We start from the raw sequence: 26,393 nt of genomic DNA, 5'->3' as shown, positions 1-26,393 counted from the left end.
TGGATTACCTTGGGTAGTAGTGTCGTGTTACCAATTTGGCACTATGAATCATGGGTGTGCTTAAAAGGCAGCCTGTATTATTTTTTGCAATAGGAAATGGGTCCAAAAATGCAAGAAGTTGCTGACGCATTGCGTCTTGACACTGAACTTTCCGCTGATAGTGCAGCGTATATTGAAGAGCTATACGAACAGTACCTAACTTCTCCAACCTCAGTGTCAGAGGATTGGCGTGAATATTTCGATAAATACCCTAAAGGTGATCAACCACACGGTAGTGTGCGCGAGCAATTCCTCCTTCTGGGTCGTAATGCAAGCCGAGTTCAACCTGTTGTTCAAAGCACTGTAAGTACAGAACATGAGCGTCGTCAAATTGGTGTATTACAATTAATCGCTGCTTACCGTAACCGTGGTCATCAAAAAGCTAAACTCGATCCATTAGGTCTTGCGAAACGCGAAGAAGTTCCTGACCTCGATTTATCTGCTCACGGTTTAACTAAATCAGATCTCGATACTGTATTTAATACAGGCAACCTCGCAATTGGAAAAGCAGAAGCAACATTGTCTGAAATGGTTGAAGCCATGGAAGCAACTTACTGCGGTTCAATTGGTGCAGAATACATGCATATCGTTGACACTAAAGAAAAGCGTTGGATTCAACAGCGTTTAGAAGGTGTTCGCGGCAAATTCAATTATACCAATGATCAGAAAAAAGGCTTCCTTGAGCGTTTGACCGCTGCTGAAGGCTTGGAAAAGTATCTTGGTAATAAATTCGTTGGTGCTAAACGTTTTGGTGTAGAAGGCGGTGAGTCTTTTATTCCTATGATGAACGAAATCATTCAACGTGCGGGTAGCGTAGGTTGTAAAGAAGTTGTGATTGGTATGCCACACCGTGGTCGTCTCAACCTTCTTGTCAACATCATGGGCAAAAACCCAGCTGACCTTTTTGGTGAATTCGAAGGCAAAAGCCTGCATAAAAAAGGTTCTGGTGACGTTAAGTATCACCAAGGCTTCTCTTCAAACGTAATGACTCCAGGTGGCGAAGTTCACTTGGCATTGGCGTTTAACCCATCGCACTTAGAAATCGTTGGTCCAGTAGTTGAAGGTTCGGTTCGTGCGCGTCAAGTACGTCGTAAAGACATTGGCGGTGATGACGTTCTTCCTGTAATCGTTCATGGTGATGCTGCATTTGCAGGTCAAGGTGTGAACCAAGAAACCTTCCAGATGTCACAAACTCGTGGTTACACGGTAGGTGGTACTGTTCATATCGTGATTAACAACCAAGTTGGTTTCACGACTTCTGACCCACGTGACACGCGTTCTACAGAATACTGTACTGACGTAGCTAAAATGATTCAGTCACCAATTTTCCATGTAAATGGTGATGATCCTGAAGCTGTTATTTTTGCGACTCAAATCGCACATGATTTCCGTCATGAATTCCGTAAAGACGTTATCCTAGACTTGTTCTGCTACCGTCGTCGTGGTCATAACGAAGCGGATGAGCCGTCTGCAACACAACCATTGATGTATCAAGTCATCAGCAAGAAAGCGACAACACGTACTTTATATGCTGATCAACTGGTTCAAGAAAAAATTCTTGATCGTGCAAGTGCCGATGCAATGGTTGAAGGCTATCGTTCTGATCTAGAAGCAGGTAACCACGTTGCCAATGCGCTTGTTCGTGAACCGAACAAAAAAATGTTTGTTGATTGGACGCCATATTTGGGCCATGAATATACAGACATTTGGGATACTTCATTCAGCATCGATCGTTTGAAAGAGCTTGGTCAGAAGATGAATACATTACCAGAAGGTTTTGTATTACAGCGTCAAGTTCAAAAAGTAATTGATGACCGTGCGAAAATGCAAACAGGTGAAATGCCACTTAACTGGGGTGCTGCTGAAACCTTAGCTTATGCAACTTTGCTTGATGATGGCTTCCTTGTGCGTATCACAGGTGAAGACGTTGGTCGTGGTACATTCTCACACCGTCATGCGAAATTACATAACCAAACTGATGGTTCTGTTTATATTCCACTTTGCCACATTAAAGAAAATCAACCGCGTACTGCGATTTATGATTCTTTATTGTCTGAAGAAGCTGTTCTTGCATTTGAATATGGCTACTCAACCACTTTACCGAAAAGCTTGATCGTTTGGGAAGCTCAATTCGGTGACTTCGCAAACTGTGCACAAGTTGTAATTGACCAGTTCATCGCTTCGGGTGAAACCAAGTGGGAGCGTGTTTGTGGTCTAACAATGTTGTTACCACACGGTTATGAAGGTCAAGGTCCAGAGCATTCGTCTGCACGTTTAGAACGTTTCTTACAGCTATGTGCTGAAGACAACATGCAAGTGATGACACCAACGACACCAGCGCAAATTTTCCATGCGTTACGTCGTCAGGCAGTTCGTCCGATTCGTAAGCCAATGATCGTAATGTCACCAAAATCGTTATTACGTCATAAACTTGCGACTTCAACACTTGATGAATTGGCAAACGGTTCATTCCAAACTGTGATCGATGAAATTGATCAAATCAACAAGGCTGACGTAACTCGCTTAGTGCTTTGTGGTGGTAAGGTTTATTACGATTTACTCGAAAAACGTCGTGAGCTTGGTTTAAACCATGTTGCGATCGTTCGTATCGAACAATTGTATCCATACCCAGAGCAACGCCTAGCTGAAGTTATGGCTGCTTATCCAAACATTCAAGAACTTGTTTGGGCACAAGAAGAGCCGAAGAACCAAGGCGCTTGGTTATTCATCGTTCCTCGTTTGTATGAAGACGTTCTTAAATCTGGTAAACAAATCCGTATTAGCTATGCTGGTCGTGAAGCATCTGCCGCACCTGCTTGTGGCTCGCCATACTTGCATGCAAAACAACAAGCTCAGCTCATCAATGACGCACTTGCTATTGAAGTTGAACAATCAGGAGATTCTAAATAATGGCAACCGAAATTAAAGCACCGGTATTTCCAGAGTCAGTTGCTGACGGTACGATCGCAACTTGGCACAAGAAAGTAGGTGAACCTGTATCACGTGATGAAGTGATCTGTGACATTGAAACCGATAAAGTTGTTTTAGAAGTGGTTGCTCCAGCTGATGGTAGCTTAGTTGCAATCATCAAAGATGAAGGCGACACAGTTCTTTCTGACGAAGTGATTGCTCAATTCGAAGCTGGTGCTGTTTCTGCGGCTGCTCCTGAAGCTGCTGCACCAGCAGAAGCGGCGCCTGCTGCGTCTGCACCTGCGGCTGCTGCGTCAACTCAACCTGTTGATCAAAACCAAGCACCTGCAGTACGTAAAGCATTGTCTGAAACTGGTATCAATGCTGCTGACGTTCAAGGTACAGGCCGTGGTGGTCGCATCACTAAAGAAGATGTTGTGAACCATAAGCCAGGTACATCAGTTCAACCATTAAGCGTTGCTGTAGGCGAGCGTATTGAGAAACGTGTTCCAATGACACGTTTACGTAAGCGTGTTGCTGAGCGTTTATTGGCGGCTACACAACAAACTGCAATGTTAACAACATTCAACGAAGTTAACATGAAGCCAATCATGGAAATGCGTAAGCAATATAAAGATGCGTTTGAAAAACGTCATGGTGCTCGTTTAGGCTTTATGTCTTTCTTCGTTAAAGCAGCAACTGAAGCGTTAAAACGCTACCCAGCTGTAAACGCATCTATTGATGGCGACGATATCGTTTATCACGGTTTCTATGACATCGGTGTAGCAGTTTCTTCTGACCGTGGTCTGGTTGTTCCTGTGCTTCGTGATACTGACCGTATGAACTATGCTGAAGTTGAAAACGGTATCCGTGATTATGCTTTCAAAGCACGTGACGGTAAGTTAGGCATCGAAGACATGACTGGCGGTACGTTCACAATCACGAACGGCGGTACTTTCGGTTCATTGCTTTCAACTCCTATTTTAAACCAGCCACAAACTGCAATCTTGGGTATGCACAAAATCCAAGAGCGTCCTATGGCGGTGAATGGTCAAGTTGAAATCTTGCCAATGATGTACTTAGCGCTTTCTTATGACCACCGTTTAATCGATGGTAAAGAAGCTGTAGGTTTCTTGGTAACAATCAAAGAATTGTTAGAAGAGCCAGCTAAACTCATTCTTGACCTATAATTTTTTATTTAAAAATCCCCCTAAGTCCCTCTTGAATTACAAGAGGGACTTTCACAAGTCTGATCAGTTTCAAGGTTTGTGAAAATTTCTTCTCTGATAAAAGAAGATAGGGGAGATTCATTGGAGATAAAGATGTCTCAACAGTTTGATCTTGTTGTTATTGGCGGTGGACCTGGTGGTTATGAAGCGGCGATTCGTGCAGCTCAACTTGGTTTCAAAGTCGCTTGTATCGAAAAACGTATTCACAACGGTAAGCCATCTTTAGGTGGTACATGCTTAAACGTAGGTTGTATCCCTTCTAAAGCATTACTTGACTCTTCACATCGTTATGAAGATACAGTGCATCATTTAGCTGATCACGGTATTACGACTGGTGAAGTGAATTTTGATCTTGCTAAGCTTCTTGCTCGTAAAGACAAAATTGTTGACCAATTAACTGGTGGTATCGATCAATTGCTTAAAGGCAATGGTATTGAGTGGTTAAAAGGTACTGGTAAATTACTTGCTGGTAAAAAAGTTGAGTTTGTTTCACATGAAGGTGAGACTCAAGTTTTAGAACCTAAATACGTAATTCTTGCGTCTGGTTCTGTACCTGTAAATATTCCAGTAGCTCCTGTAGATCAAGATATTATTGTTGATTCAACTGGCGCATTAAACTTCCCAGAAGTACCTAAACGTTTAGGTGTTATTGGTGCTGGTGTAATCGGTTTAGAACTTGGTTCTGTTTGGCGTCGTCTTGGTGCTGAAGTTGTTGTATTTGAAGCAATGGATGCATTTTTACCAATGGCTGATAAAGCTTTGGCAAAAGACTACCAAAAACTTTTAACTAAGCAAGGTCTTGATATTCGTATTGGCGCTAAAGTTGCTGGTACAGAAGTTAATGGTCGTGAAGTGACTGTTAAATACACTCAAGGTGGCGAAGAAAAAACTCAGACTTTTGATAAGTTAATCGTTTGTGTAGGCCGTAAAGCTTATGCAGAAGGTTTATTGGCTGATGATTCAGGCATTAAATTAACTGAACGTGGTCTAGTTGAAGTAAATGATCACTGTGCAACTTCTGTAGAAGGTGTATATGCGATTGGTGACTTAGTTCGTGGTCCAATGCTTGCTCATAAAGCAATGGAAGAAGGTGTAATGGCTGTTGAACGTATCCACGGTCATGCAGCTCAAGTGAACTACGACACAATCATTTCTGTTATCTATACACATCCGGAAGCGGCATGGGTTGGTTTAACTGAAGAACAAGCTAAAGAAAAAGGTCATGAAGTTAAAACTGGTCAATTCGGTTTTGCTGTAAATGGTCGTGCTTTAGCGGCGGGTGAAGGTGCTGGTTTTGTTAAGTTTGTTGCTGATGCAAAAACTGACCGTTTATTAGGTATGCATGTCATTGGGCCTGCTGCATCTGATATCGTACACCAAGGTATGATCGCTCTTGAATTTGTATCTTCTGTTGAAGATCTTCAGTTAATGACATTTGGTCATCCAACATTCTCTGAAGTTGTTCATGAAGCTGCACTTGCTGTAGATGGTCGTGCAATCCACGCGATTCAACGCAAGCGTAAATAAATATAAAGTGTGGTTCGCCACACTTTTTTGAATGATGATGATTGTCTGGTTCGGGCAATCATTTATTCAATATGTAGCAGCCTGATTTTAAGAAGATCTAGCTGTATCACACAAACAACATAGTAGGTAACTAAATGAACTTACATGAGTATCAAGCTAAAGCATTATTGAAAGAATATGGCATGCCAGTACAAGAAGGTATCTTGGCAACAAATGCAGACGAAGCAGTTGCTGCATTTGAACAGCTTGGTGGTAAATTCGCTGTAATGAAAGCGCAAGTTCATGCTGGTGGTCGTGGTAAGGCTGGCGGCGTTAAAGTTGCAAAATCTAAAGAAGATGTCATCGAATTTGCTAACAACATCATTGGTACTCGTCTTGTAACGTATCAAACTGATGCAAATGGTCAACCAGTTAACAGCATCATCGTTGCTGAAGACGTTTACCCAGTTGAGCGTGAGCTTTACTTAGGCGCGGTTGTAGACCGTTCTAGCCGTCGTATTACTTTCATGGCTTCTACCGAAGGTGGTGTAGAAATCGAGAAAGTTGCGGAAGAAACTCCAGAAAAAATTATCAAAGTTGAAGTTGATCCATTAGTTGGCTTACAACCATTCCAAGCACGTGAAGTTGCGTTTGCTTTAGGTTTGAAAGACAAGCAAGTTAGCCAATTTGTAAAAATTATGGGCGCTGCTTACCAAGCATTTGTAGAAAATGACTTTGCATTATTTGAAATTAACCCACTTTCAGTTCGTGAAAATGGCGATATTTTATGTGTTGATGCGAAAGTAGGTATCGACTCTAACGCGCTTTACCGTTTACCTAAAGTTGCTGCTTTACGTGACAAATCTCAAGAGAATGAGCGTGAATTAAAAGCATCTGAATTTGATCTTAACTATGTTGCTTTAGAAGGTAACATCGGTTGTATGGTTAACGGTGCTGGTCTTGCAATGGCAACTATGGACATCATTAAACTTTATGGTGGTCAGCCTGCAAACTTCCTTGACGTTGGTGGCGGTGCAACTAAAGAGCGCGTAATCGAAGCGTTCAAAATCATCCTTGCTGATACTTCTGTACAAGGTGTTTTAATCAACATCTTCGGTGGTATCGTACGTTGTGACATGATTGCTGAAGCAATTATTGCAGCGGTTCAAGAAGTAAACGTAACTGTTCCAGTTGTTGTTCGTTTAGAAGGTAACAACGCTGAGTTAGGTGCTAAATTACTTGATGAATCTGGTTTGAAATTAATTTCTGCGAACGGTTTATCTGATGCCGCAGAAAAAGTTGTAGCTGCAGTTAAAGCGTAAGGAGTATCAATCATGAGCGTATTAATTAATAAAGACACTAAAGTATTGGTACAAGGTTTTACTGGTAAAAACGGTACTTTCCACTCTGCACAAGCTTTAGACTACGGTACAAAAGTTGTTGGTGGTGTTACTCCAGGTAAAGGTGGTACAACTCACCTTGACCTACCAGTATTCAACACAATGAAAGAAGCTGTACGTGAAACAAATGCTGATGCATCTGTAATCTATGTACCAGCTCCATTCGTTTTAGACTCAATCGTTGAAGCGGTTGATTCAGGTGTTGGCCTAATCGTGGTGATCACTGAAGGTGTTCCAACAATCGACATGCTTAAAGCAAAACGCTACTTGGAAACTAACGGTAACGGTACTCGTTTAGTTGGTCCTAACTGCCCAGGCGTGATCACTCCAGGCGAATGTAAGATCGGTATTATGCCTGGACACATTCACCAACCAGGTCGTATTGGTATCATCTCACGTTCAGGTACATTGACTTATGAAGCTGTTGCTCAAACAACTAAGCTTGGTTTAGGTCAGTCTACTTGTATCGGTATTGGCGGTGACCCAATCCCAGGTATGAACCAGATCGAAGCGCTTCAATTGTTCCAAGACGATCCAGATACTGATGCTATCATCATGATCGGTGAGATCGGTGGTACAGCGGAAGAAGAAGCTGCTGAATTCATCAAATCTAACGTGACTAAACCTGTAGTCGGTTACATCGCTGGTGTAACTGCGCCTAAAGGTAAGCGTATGGGTCACGCTGGTGCGATCATTTCTGGTGGTCAAGGTACTGCTGAAGAGAAATTCGCTGCATTTGAACGTGCGGGAATGGCTTACACTCGTAGCCCAGCTGAGCTTGGTTCAACGATGTTGCAAGTTTTAAAAGAGAAAGGTTTAGCGTAATACGTTAGATTTTTAATCTTTAAAAAGCCCCAATGGAGACATTGGGGTTTTTTTATTGTCCGAAAAATTTGGATGAGATCTATAAATATAAGTAGATTTTGACGAAAGAAACCATTCATAAGTAAAAATTAAAATTAAGCGCACAAGTCAAAAAAGAAGAATAAATCATTGTGTGTTTGTCTATTTTTTATACATTTTCAAAATTCAGATGAGTTGTTTAAATTTCAATAACTTGTACCAAAGTGACAAAAATATTCACCTTCTGACCAAAAAGGAAAAGCATAAAAAAGAGTGATTTTAATCTCTGGTATTTTTAAGTTTATGTTTTAAATCATGAAAAATACAAAACTCGTATTATTGTGTATTAACCTGTGAAAGTGTGACTTGGTTTGCAAATTTTTATTGAAAATGTTGTTTTTGTGTATATTATTGTTTCTGAATTGCATAGCTTTTTTACAAAGATTTTAAACAATTTGGGGTGAAGCTAAGTAATGAAAAATCAATCAAATTTTTATGGATACTCTCAAATGAAAAAATTAAGTTTAGGGCTTGCTCTCCTGGCTGTATGTGCAACATCTACGACTTTTGCTGCAACTGGCGTGATCACTTTTACTGGTCAGCTTGTTGCTGGAACTTGTAGTGCTAACGTTGCTGGAAGTGGCAATGCATCCGCATCTGTAACTTTACCAACTGTGAATACGGCTGCTTTGGGCGCTGCGAATGCAACGGCGGGTACTACTGCATTTAAAATCAACTTAACGGGTACGGGTTGTACAGCAAGCAGCTTAAATGCAACGCCTTACTTCGAATCAGAAGTTGCTAAAGTTAATGCAGCAGGTCGCTTAATTAATACGGCTACAAGCGGCGCAACATTGGTTGATATCCAGTTGTTGACGAATAACCAGACTGTTATTGATGTAAATGCACCAGCACCAGCTCAGTCGAGCAGTGTAGGTGTTGCTGCTGGTACAAATAGCAATGACTTCAATTACTTTGCTCGTTATTTCGCAACAGGTACGACAACTGCTGGTGCAGTAACGTCATCAGTAAGCTACAGCATTATTTATAAATAATTGTAGTTTTATTTTGGTTGGTTCAGGGGAAATATAAAAATATGCGTATCTCATCGATTGCCTTTCGCATTGCAATGCTCAGTTCAATCTCTACTGCAACATTTGCAGGAGTGACGATTACAGGGACGCGTATTATTTTTCCTTCCAACCAGAATACGGTCACTGTTCAATTGAATAATCCTGACGATCGTCCTGCATTAATTCAGGCATGGTTAGACAATGGTGACCCGCATCAGATCCCAGAGGCGGATAAGATTCCGTTTATCTTAACGCCTCCTTTGGCCCAGATTGCTTCAAACAAAGGTCAAATGCTTCGCCTAATTGCGAAAGATACCTCAGCTTTGCCTCAGGATAGAGAAAGCTTATATTGGTTTAATATTTTGGATATGCCTGCATCTGAACAGGTAGAGACAGCAGAAAAAAATAAATTACAGGTGTCGATTCGTTCACGTATTAAACTATTTTATCGTCCTGTCAATTTAAAGGTAACACAGGAAAAAGCATTTTCCAGTGTTACCTTTAAATATAATGAAACTAATAAAAGCGTAACGGTGAATAACCCATCTCCTTATTATGTAAATTTTTATAATGTCAGTTTGAATCCGGAAAAAGAGAATTTTGTTTATGCTGATCCTTTAATGGTTGCACCTTATTCTAAGGAGAGTTTTAAACCGGCAATTCAATTTAAGCCTCAAAAAATTAGCTATTTACTGATTAATGATTATGGTGGAAATCAGGCTTATCAAGCCGTCATAAATGGCGAAGAATAAATGAAATATGCATTAAGATATAGCATTATTATTTTATGCATGCAGGGTACTTACGCAGCAGAAAATGAAAATATAAATCAGAAATTGCAAGCGAGAGATGGATCAAATAATCGAATTTATACCTTTGATGCACGTGCATTGTTTGGCGGACGCAATCAGGACATTGATCTAACTTCATTCCGCCAGACCAATGGCGTTGCTGCGGGTGTGTACTCACTCAATACCAGTATTAATAATCATCGCTCATTGGGTCAGCTTACGCTTAAATTCGATCATTTGAATGCCGAGCTGACGGCGGTGCTATGTATTGATGAGCAATTGTTGAAACGACTGGATTTACGTCCAGAAGTCTTGGAAAAACTACCTAAAAAACCATGTCTCACAATTAAAGAGCTCAATCCAGATGCCTACTATGATCTGGATATGTCGGCATTAAGTCTGGATATTTCTTTACCTTTAGCAATTATTAATCAACGGCCAGAAGGTTATATTGCACCTGAACGATTTGAGCAGGGGGTTACTGCTGCTTATATCGGTTATGATTTTAATCGTTACACCAGTAAATTGAACCAGCAAGAACAAGTTAGCAGCAATTATCTGAATTTAACCGGTGGATTCAATTTCAGTCGTTTTAACTTTCGTCATGCTGGAAGTTTTGACTCAGATGGAACGCAACTCGGCGGTTATCAATCTTATCTGAATGTATTGTCTACAGATATTCCTGCTCTGAAAGCGCGGCTGGAAATGGGGGACTTTAATACCCAGACTTATGCGATTGATTCGGCGCAAATACGAGGCTTACAGCTTGCTTCCGATATTAGTATGCTTCCGATGTCGCAACGTAGCTATGCACCTTTGATTCGTGGTTTGGCCAACACCAATGCTTTGGTTTCTGTGTTTCAGAATGGCCGAAAAATTTACGAACGTACCGTACCTGCAGGTGAGTTTGAGTTTAATGATCTCACAGCGGTCAATAACAATGGTGATTTAACTGTTCAGGTCACTGAAAATGGTGGGGAAAAACATAGCTTTATTGTACCGATGCAAGGCAATATGAACCTTGTTCGAATGGGGCAATTAAATTACAACATTGCTTCTGGGCAATACAAAATCAACAATAAAACATCAGATGATTATATTGGTCAGCTCAGTGCGGAATATGGCTTGAGCAACTATTCCAGCTTATATCTTGGCAGCAATCTCAGTCATGTTTTTCAGAGTTATTTATTCGGTTTTGGACAAAATACAAGGCTAGGTGGACTAAGGTTTGATGCGGAAAAATCAAATGCGACCTTAGCAAAAAATGACTATGCGGGTTGGCGGTATAAAGCTGCTTATCAATATAGCTATAGTCCGCTTAATACTTTTTTGAACGTTTCAGCACAATATCAAGATCGTGAATATATGACATTAAGTAATACTATGTCTTTACGAAATTTTAATGATTTGAATCAAGCTGAAATCGATAGTCTTTTCCTCACCTATTTATTAAAACAGCAATTTAATATTTCGCTTTATCAAAACTTTAAAGAGGGTTTTGGCTCTGTTTATTTAAATGCAACTCAAAATAAATACTGGAATACAGATAAAGACTATGTGCAGTATAGTATTAACTATAGTAATCGCTGGAATAGATTGAGCTATTCTATCGGTTATAGTCAAAATAATAATCAGTTAAATGATTTTGGAAAAGAAAATAAGGTATATCTGAGCTTCTCTTTACCTTTAGAGTGGCGTAAAAAGCAGGCAAATTTATATTCGAATATTCAATATGCAGATAACGTCGGTCATCCAACCACAGCGAATGTAGGTCTCACGGGAACATTAGGGGAAAATAATCAATTCAATTATGGGTTAACCACGACTCAGAACTGGAACAATGGAAAAAATAATTCTGCTGTTTCAGCCAATATGAATTATAGCTTACCTCAAATACAACTGGGTGCTGTGACGGGCTGGAGTGATGATCAGACCCAATATGGTTTCAGTGCGAAAGGAGCCATTGTCGCTCATCCTTATGGAATTACTGCAACCAATAATTTATCGGACACTTTTACCATTGTTCATGCAAAGGGTGCGCATGGCGCTGATGTTGTTAATGCATGGGGAAGTAAAATCGATTATTGGGGCAATGCGATTTATGCCAATGTTTCTCCTTATGAAGCCAATACCATCCGCTTAGATACCAAGCATTTGCCTCTGGATGTGAATTTAACTGCGAATCAGGCAGAAGTGATTCCACGTCGTTATAGCTCAACCTTAATCAAATTTGACGTCGAGCAAAGCTCAAATATTTTATTAAATGTACAGGTTAAGGGTGTAAATCAGCAGATCCCGATTGGTGTACAAGCGGTGAATCAGGCAGGACAAGTCGCAGGCATGTTTGGTCAGTCAAATCAGCTATTTATAGAAAAAGCACAATTATTAAAACAAGATCTATATGTGCAATGGGGAATGAGTGAATCTTATAGTTGCCGTATTGATACGCCAGAAAAACTGCTTCCGAAAAGTAAGCAACCGAATCGTATACAGATGATCGATGTGGAGTGTAAATAATCATGCTAAAAAAATATGGATTTACGCTCTTATTTACTGTTTTAGGCATGGCTCTGGGACAACATGCTTATGCTACGGATAATGGCGTGTGTACTTCGAATCCAACTCAGCCTTTGGCAACAAATACCAGCAGTATTACAAACTCAACTTCAAACTGGACACTTGTCACCAACTTTGCCACATCGATTGCGGCTTATTCTTTGGTAAATTGTTCAAACAAAATCACGGATAATTTCCCTGACCGAAAAACTACATCTTTCACTACAGTGGGAAGTAACGTCAACTTTGATCAAACGATCACTTATGCCGGTTCGACTTATTACAAAATCGTCAACAGCAGTAGTCCTTATTTTAATCAATATGCGTATGTGACTTTTCAAATACAGGATACCAAGTCTGGAAAGCCCGTTGTTGCTTTAGCCAAGACGGTGAGCTTGTATAACAATGCGACAGGGGAGTCTGCGACCCAAGGCGTCAATATTGTTAATTTGAAGTTTTATTTTACTTCAGGATTGACCGAAAGTACGCCAGCAGTGCAGCTTGATTTAGGCAAGGTCACTGTGGATATGACCGAAGGATCGAACCGTTATATCGATAGTCAATCGGGCTTTGTGCAACTAACACTGAATCCAGAAAATACCAAGACTTGTAGCTTAAACAATCCGATTGTGACTTTACCCACGATTGCAACCAGCGCTTTAGCAACAGCAGGTACAGAAGCTGGAGGGAAAACCCCTTTTTCAATCACGGCGACTTGTAGTAATGGCTTAGCCAATACCTTGTTGTACTTTACGATGAGTGATAATGCCAATGTCGCGAATAGCACTAATGTATTGAGCAATAGCAATGCTGCAACCAGTAATGTCGGCATTCGAGTGTATGATGTATCTAATAATTCAGCGATTAACTATGGCACAGAATATTCATTTGGTCGGTTGGGCACAGGATCAAATCCAGCTTTAACTAAAAATTTCTATGCAAAATATTATAAGAAAGATAATGTTGCCGCCGTCGCGGGGAGTGTCAATGCGCAGGCGACCGTCATGGTGAACTACAAATAAAAGTGCAATAAAAAAGAGCCTTACAATGAAGACTCTTTTTTTTATTTATATCGGAGTTATTCTGCTTTTGGTTTATTTAGACTTTGAGTCAAGCCATTGATGTCGCCACCTTGCAGACCGAGTTCATTCATTAGGCTATCAATTAAAGGTGCTTGTGAACGGTAGCGTAAGGCGCTATTCACCACTTGATCAGACAATGAGGTTGAACCGTTTTCAACGGCTTCACCTGAAGTTGCAGAACCACCAGCAAAGCCATTTAAACCATTAACTTGCAAGATCTTGATGTCATCAATATTTTCCATCGGTTTCACGCTTTCACGGATAATCTCTGGTAAATGCTTCAATAACGCCAAGCGAATCTGCATTTCTACTTGCTCAGCAGAAAGGGTGTTGGCTGCCTCATTAACTGCACGTGCACCTTCTGCATCGACTTGATATTGTTTCTCTAGGGCTTGAGCCAGCAGCACTTTCGCATCTGCTTCACCTTTGGCCTTTAAGCGTATTTTCTCAGCGTCAGCTTCTGCCGCAATGCGTACCGCTTCTGCTTCATCGGCAGCGGCTTTTTTACCTGCATCCGCAGCAACGGTAATCGCAATCGCTTCTTTCTCAGCAGCCTGTTTTGCTGCAACCAGTTCAACCGCTTTTTGACGTTCAGCGCGTTGGGTTTCACGCACGGTCACAACTTCTTCCTCTGCTTTTACCGCTTCGGCACGGGCCTTGTCAGCTTGCGCTTTGGCTTCTGATTCAGCACGCGATTTTTCAGCAATGGCAATGGCGCGGTCTTGCTCAGCCAGCTCAATAGTTTTCTTCTGTTCAACCTGTGCTTTTTGAATGAGCTGAGCTTTTTGGATATTTTCATTCTCTACATCACGTGCCGAAGCAATCCGTTTAATTTCCACTTCACGCTCAGCAGCAATTTGGGCTTCTTCAGCCTCACGTTTTTTACCTGCTTCTTGAGAGGCGATTTCTGCGGTTTGTTCAGCTTTACGAATCGAGATTTCACGCTCTTGCTGTAACTTTGCATATTCTTCTTCACGCGAAATTTCTAAACGAGCACGTTCAGCTTCAAGATTTTTTGCACGGATCGCCAAGTCAGCATCTTGTTCAATGTCGTTACGCTTTTTACGACGATCTTCAATCGTTTCAGTCAGTTTGGTTAAACCTTCTGCATCGAACGCATTTTGCGGGTTAAAAAATTTAAAGCTGGTTTGATCGAGACCCGTTAAAGAAACGGTTTCAAGCTCTAAACCATTCTTGGATAAATCTTCCGAGACCACTTGCTGAACTTTCTGTACGAAATCGACACGCTTTTCGTGTAGTTCTTCCATCGCCATTTCAGCGGCAACGGCACGAAGTGAATCGACAAATTTACCTTCCACCAGATCTTTTAACTCTGGTGGAGACATAGTTTTACGACCTAAGGTTTGTGCCGCCGTTGCAATGGATTCTGCAATCGGTTTAACACGCACATAGAATTCTGCCATCACATCGACACGCATACGATCGCGGGTAATCAGTGCCTGATCCGCGGCACGTTTCACTTCCAGACGCAATGTATTCATGTTGACTGGGATAATTTCATGTAAAACAGGCAGCACGATTGCACCCCCATTTAAAATGACTTTTTCACCACCAAAACCGGTACGTACGAAAGAGACTTCTTTGCTTGAGCGCGTATATAGACGAGCGATAACAATACCGATGAAAACCAGTGCCGCAAAAATAACACCTGTAATAATTAGAATTTCAGTCAATGCTGAACTCAACATTTAAACACCCTCATGTAATAAATATAAAAACTAAGAAACAATCGCTTGGAATCCAATTTTGGTTCTTTGCGTTAAAATAACGTCTTGACCTTGATGGAAAACCGTATCAAATTCGGGTTCAACCAAGACGTAATGGGTCTGACCAAATTGGTCTTTTACTTTGGCTTGTGCAGGGGAGTTTGGCTTAGCTTCCCCTAAGATAATGTGAGCGGTACGACCAATCAGATCATCATGCTGAATTGCTGTGGTTTCATCTTTAGGAATAATCTTGGCAATCAGCGCTGCACTATAACGTACCAGTGGCATGGCCAAAAACAGGCTGGCAGGTGCAATGATCCATGCCGATACATATTGTTCTGTAAACTGGAAAAAAAGGTCCTGAATAATCAAGCCTGTTAATGCATAAAGAGTTAAGAAAATAATTAACCAGATTAGTAAAGGGACTTTGCCCAGATAGAGCCATTCTAAAAGCTGGGTGAACAGATTTTCCGACTGTTCAAGTGAAACATCGGCATGGTCAATATCGGTCAGGCTATCAGGGAGAAACTGTTCCAGAAAACTTGAACTACCACCGAATAACAGCAAGATGAATTCCAGTACACCGATAAATAAACATAGCATTAAGGCAGTGCTAAAAATAAGATTAGAAGGGTGTGTTAATAGATCCCAGATCATCAGTGTTTCTCTTATTTCTTTTAGAGATAATTAATAAATTTTTTATAAAAATAAAACAGTTATAAGAATAAATCTAACGCGATTGAATTTCAACCTAAATCGTTCACATTCTTACAGACGAAAAAAAACGCAATGATTGGGGTTGTCATTGCGTTGAACAACGAATCTGTTTAAAACAGTTTCGGTTGAAAGGAGAAATGTCATGAGATTAGTGTTTGCTAATCTACAACGCAATAATATTTAAAATCCCGACTAAGTTCATAGGTATTCATGTTAATAACTGTTAATACATGTTAATAAGTGACAAAAAGTGTTAGTTTTATATTTTATGGGGAAGTTCTAAAATTAAACTTAAATCAAATGCTTATATTAAAAAAGCCCGTGATCGGGCTTTTTATGTGAAAAATAACATAAATTAGAATTTAAATAATCCTAAGCCATCTTTCACTTCATCTAAGGTCTGTTGAGTGATGATACGACATTTTTCAGTGCCTTGTTTGAGTACATCCATAATGTAATCAGGATCTTTTTCTAACTCGGCACGACGTTCACGGATTGGCGTGATCAGCTCTTTCAATACACCTTCCAGACGTTTTTTCACTGTACCGTCACCTAAACCACCACGACGATAATGCGCTTTTAATTCTTCCACTTCTTCTTTATTTGGATCAAAAGCATCTAAATAGGTAAATACGATATTGCCTTCAACCTGACCAGGATCTTCAATACGCAAGTGATTCGGGTCGGTATACATTGCATTGACGGCTTTCTTGATGTCTTTGTCAGAAGCATTCAGCACAATGGTATTGCCTAATGATTTAGACATTTTTGCTTTACCGTCAAAACCTGGTAAACGCGCCATGTTAGATAAGAGTGCTTTACATTCTGGTAACAGGTCATGGCCGATTTGACGATTGACACGACGAACCACTTCGTTAGTTTGCTCGATCATTGGAATTTGATCTTCGCCCACAGGCACAACAGTTGCTTTAAATGCAGTGATGTCTGCCGCTTGCGCAATCGGGTAGCACAGGAAGCCCGCTGGAATATCACGCTCAAAACCACGCATCTGGATCTCAGATTTGATGGTTGGGTTACGCTCTAAACGTGCAACAGTCACGTAGTTGAGGTAAAGCATGGTCAATTCATTCAGTGCAGGTAAGCAAGATTGCACACAAATTGTGGTTTTGGTTGGGTCAATGCCGACTGCCAGATAATCTAGTGCAACTTGAAGAATGTTGTTGCGGACTTTATCTGGATTATCGGCATTGTCTGTCATTGCCTGAGCATCAGCCAATAATAGGTGTTGATGATGACTGTCTTGTAGACCTACACGAGATCGTAATGAACCGACAAAGTGTCCAAGATGAAGTTGTCCAGTTGGACGGTCGCCTGTCAAAATGATTGGACGTTGATCAATATTACTCATGATATGTTCCAAGATTCAGTTATTTCATAGATATAAGATTGATATTATTGTACGAGAAATAAATTTTTTTCGTCAGCGATAATTTTAACTTTTTCTGAAAAATAATATTGTGAATATACTGAGGGAATCTACAATAGCGACATAAATACAAATTAGGAAATAAAAATGGCGAGTGGTTTATTATTATTACTGGATGATATCGCGACGATTCTGGATGACGTTGCTGTAATGAGCAAAATGGCAGCCAAAAAAACTGCGGGTGTATTGGGCGATGACTTGGCGCTGAATGCACAACAGGTCAGTGGTGTGCGTGCAGATCGTGAGTTGCCTGTTGTCTGGAGTGTTGCCAAAGGGTCATTTGTTAATAAGTTAATTCTGGTGCCATTAGCCTTGCTCATCAGTGTGGTTGCGCCGTGGCTCATTAATCCCTTACTGATGATCGGTGGTCTGTTTCTATGTTATGAAGGTGTCGAAAAGGTCGTTCATACCTTGAAGCATAAAAAAGCCAAAACAACAGAAGAGGCAAGTGAAGATTTACAGGAAGTCGAAGTTGATCTGGCGAAATTTGAAAAGGAAAAAGTAAAAGGTGCGATTCGTACCGACTTTATTCTCTCTGCTGAAATTGTGGTGATTTCGTTAGGTACAGTTGCAACAGCAGCATTTACGACTAAAGTGACAGTATTAAGTATTATTGCAATTGTCATGACGGTCGGGGTGTATGGTCTGGTTGCAATGATCGTGAAAATTGACGATTTAGGTTTATATTTAACCCAGCAGGCTTCTGAGTTTAAGAATAAAATAGGACGTGGTTTACTTGGTTTTGCTCCAATTTTGATGAAAACACTTTCAATTGTTGGAACAATTGCCATGTTTTTAGTCGGTGGCGGTATTATCTCGCATACCATTCCATTACTGCATCATTTTACCGAAGAAACAGTTGATCATTTAGAGCTGATTCCAAGTGTAGGTTCAATCATTGGTGCATTGACACCAACATTAATCAATCTTGGAATTGGACTGGTAGCTGGAGCAATTGTATTGCTTATTGTCAGCTTGATTCAGAAAGTTTGGCCAAAGGCATCAACTTAAACCCGAATCGTCATCATCAAAATTATGTGAGGTCGTTATGCGCTGGAAAGGTCGTCGAGTCAGTACCAATGTTGAAGACCGTCGTGGTGGTGGCGGAGCAAAAGCAGGTGGTATCAGTATATTGGGTCTGGTTGTGGCGTTTGTTGCCTGGAAATTCTTTGGCGTCGATCCGCAACAGGCATATCAGGCTACGCAAGCTGTGACAGCACAATCTTCTCAGCAAGGTAGTGCGCCGCAAAGCTTAACGGCTGAGCAGAAAGAAGCGAGTGATTTTGTCGGTACGGTGCTGGCAGATACAGAAGATAGCTGGACACCGATTTTCCAGCAATTGGGAATGACTTATAAGCCACCTCGTCTGGTACTCTTTAGTGGCGTGGTCAGATCTGGTTGCGGTACAGCACAAGCTGCAATAGGACCCTTCTATTGTCCAGCAGATCAAAAGGTTTATATTGATACTTCTTTCTTTAAAGATATGCGTCAGCAGATGGGCATTTCTGGTGAGCAGAACCAGACAGAGCTTTCCCGTCAGGATCAGGCAGGAGATTTTGCTCAAGCTTATGTGATAGCGCATGAAGTGGGACATCATATCCAGAATCTGTTAGGTATTTCAGATCAGGTACAGCAAGCCCGTGCTCAGGCGAGCCAAGCGCAGGGCAATCAACTTTCTGTGCGTCTGGAATTACAAGCTGACTGTTTTGCGGGTATCTGGGCGCATCAAAATCAGCAGCGTACTCAATTCCTTGAGCAAGGGGATATTGAAGAAGCGATGGATGCGGCAGAAAAAATTGGTGATGACTATCTACAGCGCCGTGCAACAGGACAGGTTGTGCCCGATAGTTTTACTCATGGTACCAGTGAGCAGCGCATGCAGTGGTTCCAGATTGGTTTAAAATCAGGTGATGTCAACCAATGCAACACGTTTAAGTCATAAGCGTGGATGTTTTTTGTCCTTGATTTTTATACGGAAGATATACGAAGCCTAAGAAGAATTAACGTAAAATAACATGTCTATGCTGAATTGAGGATGATTGGTTTATTACTGCATCTAAATCACTTGTGTATAAAAAATAAATAATCGGTGAGTAAAACTGCAGCATAGACCTTTCTTCTTTATTCAATTGCAAAAACAAAGAACTTTAAACTTCATGTCTCATTGAGTTTTAAAGTTTAAATAAATGATATGTGTTGAAAATTGAAATAAATAAAGAGGTTGTATGGGTAATTTTTTTCTTTTACAAGCATTAACGGTAATTTTTGCATTATCCATTGCCACGACCATTTTTAATAAGCGAATACTTGGGTTTCCTCAAGCGATTGGTGTTCCTATTGTTTCAGCAATTTTTGTCTTTATTTTACAGTGGGGTGCAAGTCTATTAAATGGTAATCAGTTTATTACCATTAATATTCATAATATTGAAGCAGCTGTAAGAAATATTGATTTTTATGATTTTTTAATTAATGGTGTTATCTGCTTTATTTTAACCTCTTCCGCACTCAAATTTAAAATTTCAGATTTAAGAAATTACTGGAAACCTATTGGTATTTTAGCCACCATTGCACTGGTGTTATGTGCAGGATTTTATGCAGGTTTATTGTATTTATTTCAATGGTTGGTTGGCTATCCAGTCCCGATTGGCGTTTTATTGTTATTAGGCGCAGCACTTGGGGCGACAGATCCAATTGGGGTTAAAGGGGTGCTCAGTTCAATTCGAGCACCACACCATCTCATGGTAAAGCTGGAAGGTGAGTCTTTATTTAATGATGCTATGTGTATTGCATTGTTTATGACGCTGTTAAAAGTTTTACAAGGTGAACATTTTTCCTTACTGGCAACAGTTGAAACCTTACTTTATGAAATCTTTGTGGCGGTGATTATCGGTTTTGGATTCGGTTTTGCAATCTTACGTTTATTACGCGGTAAACATGAGATGGAATCGCTAATCTTAACCACAGCCTTGCTTGCCAGTGGTTCTTATCTGGTTGCGCTATTTGCCCATGCGTCAGCGCCAATTGCCTGTGTTATTGGTGGTCTGATTGTCGGTAATAAATGGCAAGAAATTCGTGAACAGCGTGAAATACGTGAGGTGAATCACTTCTGGCATACGGTTGAAGGGATTATTAACTCTTTCCTGTTCACATTAATTGGTTTGGAACTCTTTATTCTTGATCTTAGCGCTAACCTGATTATTGGCGGGATTATTGCCTTTATTATCCTGCATCTTTCTCGTTTTGCTGCCAACTTTGCTGCTTTTGCTCTATTCCCATCGTTCCGTAATAAAAGCTATAACGGTAGCTTGGCGATTCTATCTTGGGGAGGGGTGCGTGGTGGTATTTCACTTGCCTTGATCCTTGCTGTTGCAAACATTCCTGAGCTGAGCCAGTACAGTAGTATTCTGATTGGTTATACCTTTATTAGTGTATTGCTGTCTGGTGTGGTGTGTGGGCTCGGTTTGCCTGCGGTGATGAATGCTTTCTACTACAATCCAAATGAAGAGAAGGAAGGTTTAAAAGGCCTCTATCAACGCATGTGTAACAAGATGAACCGTCGTGGCTTTAAATATATTATTGGTGAGGATGCTTTAGGGCGAGAAACGATTACCATCTATAACCCTGAGATTCTATTGGATCAGAAAACCGATGATGGGGTGGCTACGATGCATCATCCAAGTAAACGAGAAGAAGTTAAACGGTTAGAAAATCCTGATAACTTTTAATTGTATATTTTTTTCATTTGTTCAAAAAAGCCTTTTTATTTTAAAAGGCTTTTTTGTTTTTAAATTAATAATATCGTTAAATGGTGTGTTTAATTTAATTAAAGTATTGGGAATGGTTTTTATTTTAATTTAAATAATATATTTAAAAAGTTTGTTTAATTTAATTAAAATACTTTTTAGGAACTCATTATTTCATTGTAAATTTATTTGTTTAAAAGTGTAACTTTTTTATTTTGTAAAGTAATTTTTATTTTTTTTGTTGTTGTAAAACATAATGTTGTGTAAGTGTCATAAATTATTTCAATGTAAGTTTATTTTCTTTGTTTTGTGAGCTATTTAACATTTATTCGGTTTGATTTAAAGTAATGTCGTGAACTCTATCACTTGAAAAAATAATTTTAACTTCAGTAATAACGTAATTAGAAATTGATTTGAAATTAATAATATATAATTGAGGAATATAATCATGTCTGAAATACAAATTATTTCCAAGGAAAGCCATAAAACCCTTGCAAATACGACGGGAAAAACAGCGTCCTTACCATCTGAGGCCACAGTCGTTTTGGTGAAAATACCAGTAAACGACATCTCAGCAGTAAAAAGAGATGGTTCTAATGCCGTTATTTTACTGAAAAATGGCGAGCAGATTGTTATTCAAAACTTCTTTAATGAAGGAGCGAATTTAGATAATAGCCTTGTTTTTCAGGGCGAAGATGGTCAACTCATTTGGGCACGTTTCAAAGATGCTGAAAATGACGCGGATGCAGATAGTGACGCGGATGCGGATGCAGATGCTGACACTGAAGGGGCTGTATACTTAGAAGAGACTCCAGCTGTTGTGCCAGAGGCTGCTCCAGAAGTTCCAGTTTCAGATGTTGTCTATCAACCCATTCAATCTGTAGAACCTTTGCTTTACCATGATGGTGGAATGAATCCATGGTTATGGGCGGTTCCTTTAGTCGCTGGCGGTATCATTGCGGCAGCAAGCGGAGGCAGCGATGGTCATGGGCGTGATAATGGGGGAAATAATAATCCAGACACCACACCTCCAGACACGAGTGCAGTTAAATTTAATGTAGATCCAGTCACAGCGGATAATGTTCTTAATGCAGCAGAATCAACTTCGACCGTCAAAGTTACAGGTACATTAACTGGTATTCCAGCCGATGCGGCAAGCACGGTTGTGACACTCGTTATTAATGGTAAGACTTATACTGCAACTGTAGATCCAGCAACAGGCAAATGGACTGCTGATGTCGCAGGTAGTGATTTACTGGCTGATAGTGATAAAACTATCGATGCGACAGCGACCTTCACCGATGCAGCAGGCAACAGCAGCACAGTCACTGATACCCAAACTTATAACGTGGATGTGACTGCACCAGCAGCGCCAGAGATTGATCCGGTCAATGGTACCGATCCAATCACGGGTACAGCAGAACCAGGTTCAACGGTGACTGTAACCTTCCCGGATGGCACAACCGTTGATGTTGTGACTGATCCAACGACAGGCGAATGGACCGTACCTAACCCAGGCGGTTTAAAAGATGGCGATACCATCAAAGTTATTGCCACAGACCCAGCAGGTAACCCATCAGCACCTGGTACGGAAACAGTTGTTATTGACAAAACACCTCCAGATACGGATGGAGTTCAATTTAATATAGATCCAGTTACTGCCGATAATGTCCTCAATGCAGCAGAATCAACTTCGACAGTTAAGGTTACAGGTACATTAACTGGTATTCCAGCCGATGCTGCGAGCACGGTTGTGACACTCGTCATTAATGGTAAGACTTATACTGCAACTGTAGATCCAGCAACAGGAAAATGGACTGCTGATGTTGCAGGTAGTGATTTAAAAGCTGACAGTGATACGACTATTGATGCAACAGTCACCTTTAAAGATGCTGCGGGTAATAGCAGCACAGTCACCGATACTCAAAGTTATACTGTTGACGTGACTGCACCAGCGGTGCCAGAAATTGATCCAATCAATGGTACCGATCCAATTAAGGGTACTGCAGAACCAGGTTCAACTGTTACAGTCACTTTCCCTGATGGTAGCACCGTTCAGGTTCCTGCTGATCCAACCACAGGTGAATGGACAGTACCTAATCCGGGCGGTTTAAAAGATGGTGATACAGTTACAGCAATTGCCACAGACCCAGCGGGTAACCCATCTGCACCAGGTTCAGAAACGGTGGTTATTGATACCACACCTCCAAATACGGATAACGTTGAATTTAGCGTTGATCCAGTCACAGCAGATAATGTTCTTAATGCTGCAGAATCGACTTCGACTATCACAATTACAGGTAAATTAACAGGTGTACCAGCTGATGCTGCGAGCACGGTTGTGACACTCGTCATTAATGGTGTGACTTACACAGCGACTGTCGATGCAGCAACAGGTAACTGGACTGCTGATGTCGCAGGAAGTGATTTAAAGGCTGACAGTGATACGACCATTGATGCAACAGTCACCTTTAAAGATGCGGCAGGTAACAGCAGCACAGTCACCGATACTCAAAGTTATACTGTTGACGTGACTGCACCTGCAGCGCCAGAAATTGATCCGATCAACGGCACTGACCCAATTAAGGGTACAGCAGAACCAGGTTCAACGGTCACAGTCACTTTCCCTGATGGTAGCACCGTTCAGGTTCCTACTGATTCAACCACAGGTGAATGGACAGTACCTAATCCGGGCGGTTTAAAAGATGGCGATACAGTTACAGCAATTGCCACAGACCCAGCGGGTAACCCATCTGCACCAGGTTCAGAAACGGTGGTTATTGATACCACACCTCCAAATACGGATAACGTTGAATTTAGCGTTGATCCAGTCACAGCAGATAATGTTCTTAATGCTGCAGAATCGACTTCGACTGTCACAATTACAGGTAAATTAACAGGTGTACCAGCCGATGCTGCGAGCACGGTTGTGACACTTGTGATCAATGGTGTGACTTATACAGCGACTGTCGATGCCGCCACAGGTAACTGGACTGCGGATGTTGCAGGTAGTGATTTAAAGGCTGACAGTGATACAACTATTGATGCAACAGTGACCTTTAAAGATGCTGCAGGTAATAGCAGCACAGTCACCGATACCCAAAGCTATACTGTTGACGTGACTGCACCGGCAGCGCCAGAGATTGATCCGATCAACGGCACTGACCCAATTAAGGGTACAGCAGAACCAGGTTCAACGGTCACAGTCACTTTCCCTAACGGTTCAACTGTTGAGGTTGATACAGATCCAACTACAGGTGAATGGACAGTACCTAATCCTGGCGGTTTAAAAGATGGTGATACAGTTACAGCAATTGCTACAGATCCAGCAGGTAACCCATCTGCACCAGGCTCGGAAACTGTAGATACAACTCCACCAAATAACAGCACGACTACAATTACAATTGCCCCAATTGCGGGTGACAATGTTGTTGATTCAACAGAAGCAGGTGCTAATCAGGTCATCAGTGGTAAAGTCACAGGGGAGTATCGTGTTGGTGATGTAGTCACTGTTAATGTGAATGGCATAAACATTACGACAACTGTTCAGACGGGTGGTTTATGGAGTATCACAGTTGCCGGTGGTCAGTTGGTTCTTGATGCTGATAAAACCATTAATGTGACTATTCAGGCAACAGATGCAGCAGGTAATGTAGGTAATGTAACTGCTGATGCAACATATACTGTCGATATCACCACACCTGTTGTTGTAATTAATCCAATTGCAGGTGATAACGTTCTGAATGCAGCAGAAGCTGGTGTCAATCAAACCATCAGTGGTTCAGTGGTTGGTAGCTTTACTGTTGGAGATCAGGTCACTGTCAATGTCAATGGCACAGACTACACCACTACTCTAGATAACAACGGAAACTGGAGTATTGAGGTTACTGGCGCTGAGCTTACATTGGACGCAGATAAAACCATTAATGTAACTGTAAATGTAACAGGCGTTGGTACAGTTACTGCAGATCATACTTATACGGTTGATACAACAGCACCTGACAACAGTACAACAACGATTACGATTAATCCTGTTGCTGGTGACAATATTCTGGACTCAACAGAAGCTGGTACAAATCAAACGATTAGTGGTAGCGTAACAGGCGAATATAAAGTTGGTGATGTCGTTATTGTCAATGTCAATGGCGTAGATATCACTACAACAGTTCAGACTGGTGGTGTATGGAGTATTACAGTCGACGGTGGTCAACTGGCACTTGATGCAGATAAAACCATTAATGTAACTATTCAGGCAACAGATGCAGCAGGTAACGTTGGTAATGTTACAGCAGACCTTACTTACACCGTAGATATCACCACACCAGTTGTAGTGATTAACCCGATTGCTGGGGATAACGTCGTCAATGCAGCTGAAGCTGGTGTTGATCAAACCATCAGTGGTTCAGTAGTTGGAAGCTTTACTGTTGGAGATAAAGTCACTGTCAATGTTAATGGCACAGATTACACGACTACCTTACAAACAGGCGGTGTCTGGAGTGTGACTGTTCCAGGTAGTGAATTGACAGCAGATACGGACAGTAAAATCAATGTAACGGTTGAAGTTACTGGTGTTGGACCAATCAATGCTGATCAAAGCTATACAGTAGATACGGATGCACCAGATACAACAGGTTCGGTATTAAGCATTAATGACGTAACTGCCGATAATGTATTGAATGCAGCAGAATCAGAAAGCACTGTGACCATCACAGGTACTTTAACGAATATCCCAGCCGATGCAGCAACGACTGTTGTCACTTTACTGATTAATGGTGTGACTTACACCGCGACTGTCGATGCAGCAACTGGTAACTGGACTGCTGATGTTGCTGGTAGTGATTTAGTGGCTGATGGTGACAAGACTATTGATGCGACTGCAACCTTCACTGATGCAGCAGGTAACAGCAGCACAGTCACCGATACACAAACTTATACTGTAGATACCACAGCACCAGATAATACTGGTGCTGCCTTAACGATTGATGATGTGACTGCAGACAACGTGTTGAATGCCGCAGAATCAACTGGCACAGTGACTGTGACAGGTACCTTAACCGGTATCCCTGCAGATGCAGCAACCACGGTGGTGACTCTCGTTATTAATGGGGTGACTTACACCGCAACTGTTGATGCAGCGACAGGTAACTGGACTGCAGATGTGGCAGGTAGTGATTTAGTGGCTGATGGTGACAAGACTATTGATGCGACTGCAACCTTCACCGATGCAGCAGGTAACAGTAGCACAGTCACCGATACACAAACTTATACTGTAGATATCACAGCACCAGATAACACTGGCGCCGCCTTAACGATTGATGATGTGACTGCAG

The 26,393-nt window shown here is 41.2% G+C and carries 16 protein-coding genes; 13 read left to right on the top strand and 3 right to left on the bottom strand.

Going from position 1 to position 26,393, the window contains the following annotated elements; translation table 11 throughout:
* The first annotated feature begins 108 nt into the window (after positions 1–108).
* From AWW72_RS05485 to AWW72_RS05445, 9 genes are all read left to right on the top strand, one after another.
* Positions 109–2,949: a 2-oxoglutarate dehydrogenase E1 component gene (locus AWW72_RS05485; RefSeq protein WP_004775165.1), complete on the top strand. Its 2,841-nt coding sequence runs from the start codon at positions 109–111 to the stop codon at positions 2,947–2,949.
* The gene (gene odhB, locus AWW72_RS05480) at positions 2,949–4,139 is read left to right on the top strand and encodes a 2-oxoglutarate dehydrogenase complex dihydrolipoyllysine-residue succinyltransferase (RefSeq protein WP_004775163.1); all 1,191 of its coding nucleotides are present in this window, start codon (positions 2,949–2,951) and stop codon (positions 4,137–4,139) included. Before AWW72_RS05485 ends, odhB begins: the two co-directional genes overlap by 1 nt.
* A 132-nt stretch (positions 4,140–4,271) precedes the next feature.
* Complete coding sequence (gene lpdA, locus AWW72_RS05475) at positions 4,272–5,705, top strand: dihydrolipoyl dehydrogenase (RefSeq protein ID WP_004775161.1); 1,434 nt, start codon at positions 4,272–4,274, stop codon at positions 5,703–5,705.
* Positions 5,706–5,839: 134 nt separating this feature from the next.
* A complete protein-coding gene (gene sucC, locus AWW72_RS05470) occupies positions 5,840–7,006 on the top strand; it encodes an ADP-forming succinate--CoA ligase subunit beta (protein WP_004640348.1) in 1,167 nt (388 codons plus the stop codon).
* A gap of 12 nt (positions 7,007–7,018) precedes the next feature.
* The gene (sucD, locus tag AWW72_RS05465; protein WP_003655479.1) at positions 7,019–7,909 is read left to right on the top strand and encodes a succinate--CoA ligase subunit alpha; all 891 of its coding nucleotides are present in this window, start codon (positions 7,019–7,021) and stop codon (positions 7,907–7,909) included.
* A gap of 527 nt (positions 7,910–8,436) precedes the next feature.
* Positions 8,437–8,982, top strand: a complete 546-nt coding sequence (locus tag AWW72_RS05460; protein WP_062846665.1) for a fimbrial protein — start codon at positions 8,437–8,439, stop codon at positions 8,980–8,982.
* Between the two features lie 41 nt (positions 8,983–9,023).
* Positions 9,024–9,752, top strand: a complete 729-nt coding sequence (locus tag AWW72_RS05455) for a fimbrial biogenesis chaperone (RefSeq protein WP_062846664.1) — start codon at positions 9,024–9,026, stop codon at positions 9,750–9,752.
* Positions 9,753–12,308, top strand: a complete 2,556-nt coding sequence (locus tag AWW72_RS05450; RefSeq protein ID WP_062846663.1) for a fimbria/pilus outer membrane usher protein — start codon at positions 9,753–9,755, stop codon at positions 12,306–12,308.
* 2 nt (positions 12,309–12,310) lie between these two features.
* Positions 12,311–13,369: a fimbrial protein gene (locus tag AWW72_RS05445; RefSeq protein ID WP_062846662.1), complete on the top strand. Its 1,059-nt coding sequence runs from the start codon at positions 12,311–12,313 to the stop codon at positions 13,367–13,369.
* 56 nt (positions 13,370–13,425) lie between these two features.
* Here the strand turns inward: AWW72_RS05445 and AWW72_RS05440 are convergent, their stop codons facing one another.
* From AWW72_RS05440 to trpS, 3 genes are all read right to left on the bottom strand, one after another.
* Positions 13,426–15,138 carry a flotillin family protein gene (locus AWW72_RS05440; RefSeq protein ID WP_062846661.1) on the bottom strand — a complete coding sequence of 571 codons (1,713 nt, stop codon included), beginning with the start codon at positions 15,136–15,138 and terminating at the stop codon, positions 13,426–13,428.
* Between the two features lie 30 nt (positions 15,139–15,168).
* Positions 15,169–15,813: a YqiJ family protein gene (locus tag AWW72_RS05435; RefSeq protein WP_062846660.1), complete on the bottom strand. Its 645-nt coding sequence runs from the start codon at positions 15,811–15,813 to the stop codon at positions 15,169–15,171.
* A gap of 415 nt (positions 15,814–16,228) precedes the next feature.
* Positions 16,229–17,242: a tryptophan--tRNA ligase gene (trpS, locus tag AWW72_RS05430; RefSeq protein ID WP_004775149.1), complete on the bottom strand. Its 1,014-nt coding sequence runs from the start codon at positions 17,240–17,242 to the stop codon at positions 16,229–16,231.
* Between the two features lie 165 nt (positions 17,243–17,407).
* On the opposite strand from trpS, the gene AWW72_RS05425 reads away from it, so the two are divergent.
* From AWW72_RS05425 to AWW72_RS19030, 4 genes are all read left to right on the top strand, one after another.
* A complete protein-coding gene (locus tag AWW72_RS05425; protein WP_004775147.1) occupies positions 17,408–18,331 on the top strand; it encodes a DUF808 domain-containing protein in 924 nt (307 codons plus the stop codon).
* A 37-nt stretch (positions 18,332–18,368) separates the two neighbouring features.
* Positions 18,369–19,262, top strand: coding sequence for a KPN_02809 family neutral zinc metallopeptidase (ypfJ, locus tag AWW72_RS05420; protein ID WP_062846659.1), 894 nt, complete (start codon positions 18,369–18,371; stop codon positions 19,260–19,262).
* A 283-nt stretch (positions 19,263–19,545) separates the two neighbouring features.
* Positions 19,546–21,045: a cation:proton antiporter gene (locus AWW72_RS05415; protein ID WP_062846658.1), complete on the top strand. Its 1,500-nt coding sequence runs from the start codon at positions 19,546–19,548 to the stop codon at positions 21,043–21,045.
* A 466-nt stretch (positions 21,046–21,511) separates the two neighbouring features.
* Positions 21,512–26,393 (top strand): Ig-like domain-containing protein (locus AWW72_RS19030; protein WP_081410362.1); only part of this gene is annotated, 4,882 nt, incomplete at its 3' end.

Origin of the sequence: Acinetobacter sp. NRRL B-65365, from assembly GCF_001605865.1 — a bacterium.
GTDB classification, from domain to species: Bacteria; Pseudomonadota; Gammaproteobacteria; order Pseudomonadales; family Moraxellaceae; genus Acinetobacter; species Acinetobacter vivianii.
This window is presented reverse-complemented; position numbering and strand designations above follow the sequence as displayed.

Excerpts from the sequence above, each read along its gene's own strand:
- AWW72_RS05485 (WP_004775165.1), top strand. The coding sequence starts at position 109 with ATGCAAGAAGTTGCTGACGCATTGCGTCTTGACACTGAACTTTCCGCT.
- odhB (WP_004775163.1), top strand. The coding sequence starts at position 2,949 with ATGGCAACCGAAATTAAAGCACCGGTATTTCCAGAGTCAGTTGCTGAC.
- lpdA (WP_004775161.1), top strand. The coding sequence starts at position 4,272 with ATGTCTCAACAGTTTGATCTTGTTGTTATTGGCGGTGGACCTGGTGGT.
- sucC (WP_004640348.1), top strand. The coding sequence starts at position 5,840 with ATGAACTTACATGAGTATCAAGCTAAAGCATTATTGAAAGAATATGGC.
- sucD (WP_003655479.1), top strand. The coding sequence starts at position 7,019 with ATGAGCGTATTAATTAATAAAGACACTAAAGTATTGGTACAAGGTTTT.
- AWW72_RS05460 (WP_062846665.1), top strand. The coding sequence starts at position 8,437 with ATGAAAAAATTAAGTTTAGGGCTTGCTCTCCTGGCTGTATGTGCAACA.
- AWW72_RS05455 (WP_062846664.1), top strand. The coding sequence starts at position 9,024 with ATGCGTATCTCATCGATTGCCTTTCGCATTGCAATGCTCAGTTCAATC.
- AWW72_RS05450 (WP_062846663.1), top strand. The coding sequence starts at position 9,753 with ATGAAATATGCATTAAGATATAGCATTATTATTTTATGCATGCAGGGT.
- AWW72_RS05445 (WP_062846662.1), top strand. The coding sequence starts at position 12,311 with ATGCTAAAAAAATATGGATTTACGCTCTTATTTACTGTTTTAGGCATG.
- AWW72_RS05440 (WP_062846661.1), bottom strand. The coding sequence starts at position 15,138 with ATGTTGAGTTCAGCATTGACTGAAATTCTAATTATTACAGGTGTTATT.
- AWW72_RS05435 (WP_062846660.1), bottom strand. The coding sequence starts at position 15,813 with ATGATCTGGGATCTATTAACACACCCTTCTAATCTTATTTTTAGCACT.
- trpS (WP_004775149.1), bottom strand. The coding sequence starts at position 17,242 with ATGAGTAATATTGATCAACGTCCAATCATTTTGACAGGCGACCGTCCA.
- AWW72_RS05425 (WP_004775147.1), top strand. The coding sequence starts at position 17,408 with ATGGCGAGTGGTTTATTATTATTACTGGATGATATCGCGACGATTCTG.
- ypfJ (WP_062846659.1), top strand. The coding sequence starts at position 18,369 with ATGCGCTGGAAAGGTCGTCGAGTCAGTACCAATGTTGAAGACCGTCGT.
- AWW72_RS05415 (WP_062846658.1), top strand. The coding sequence starts at position 19,546 with ATGGGTAATTTTTTTCTTTTACAAGCATTAACGGTAATTTTTGCATTA.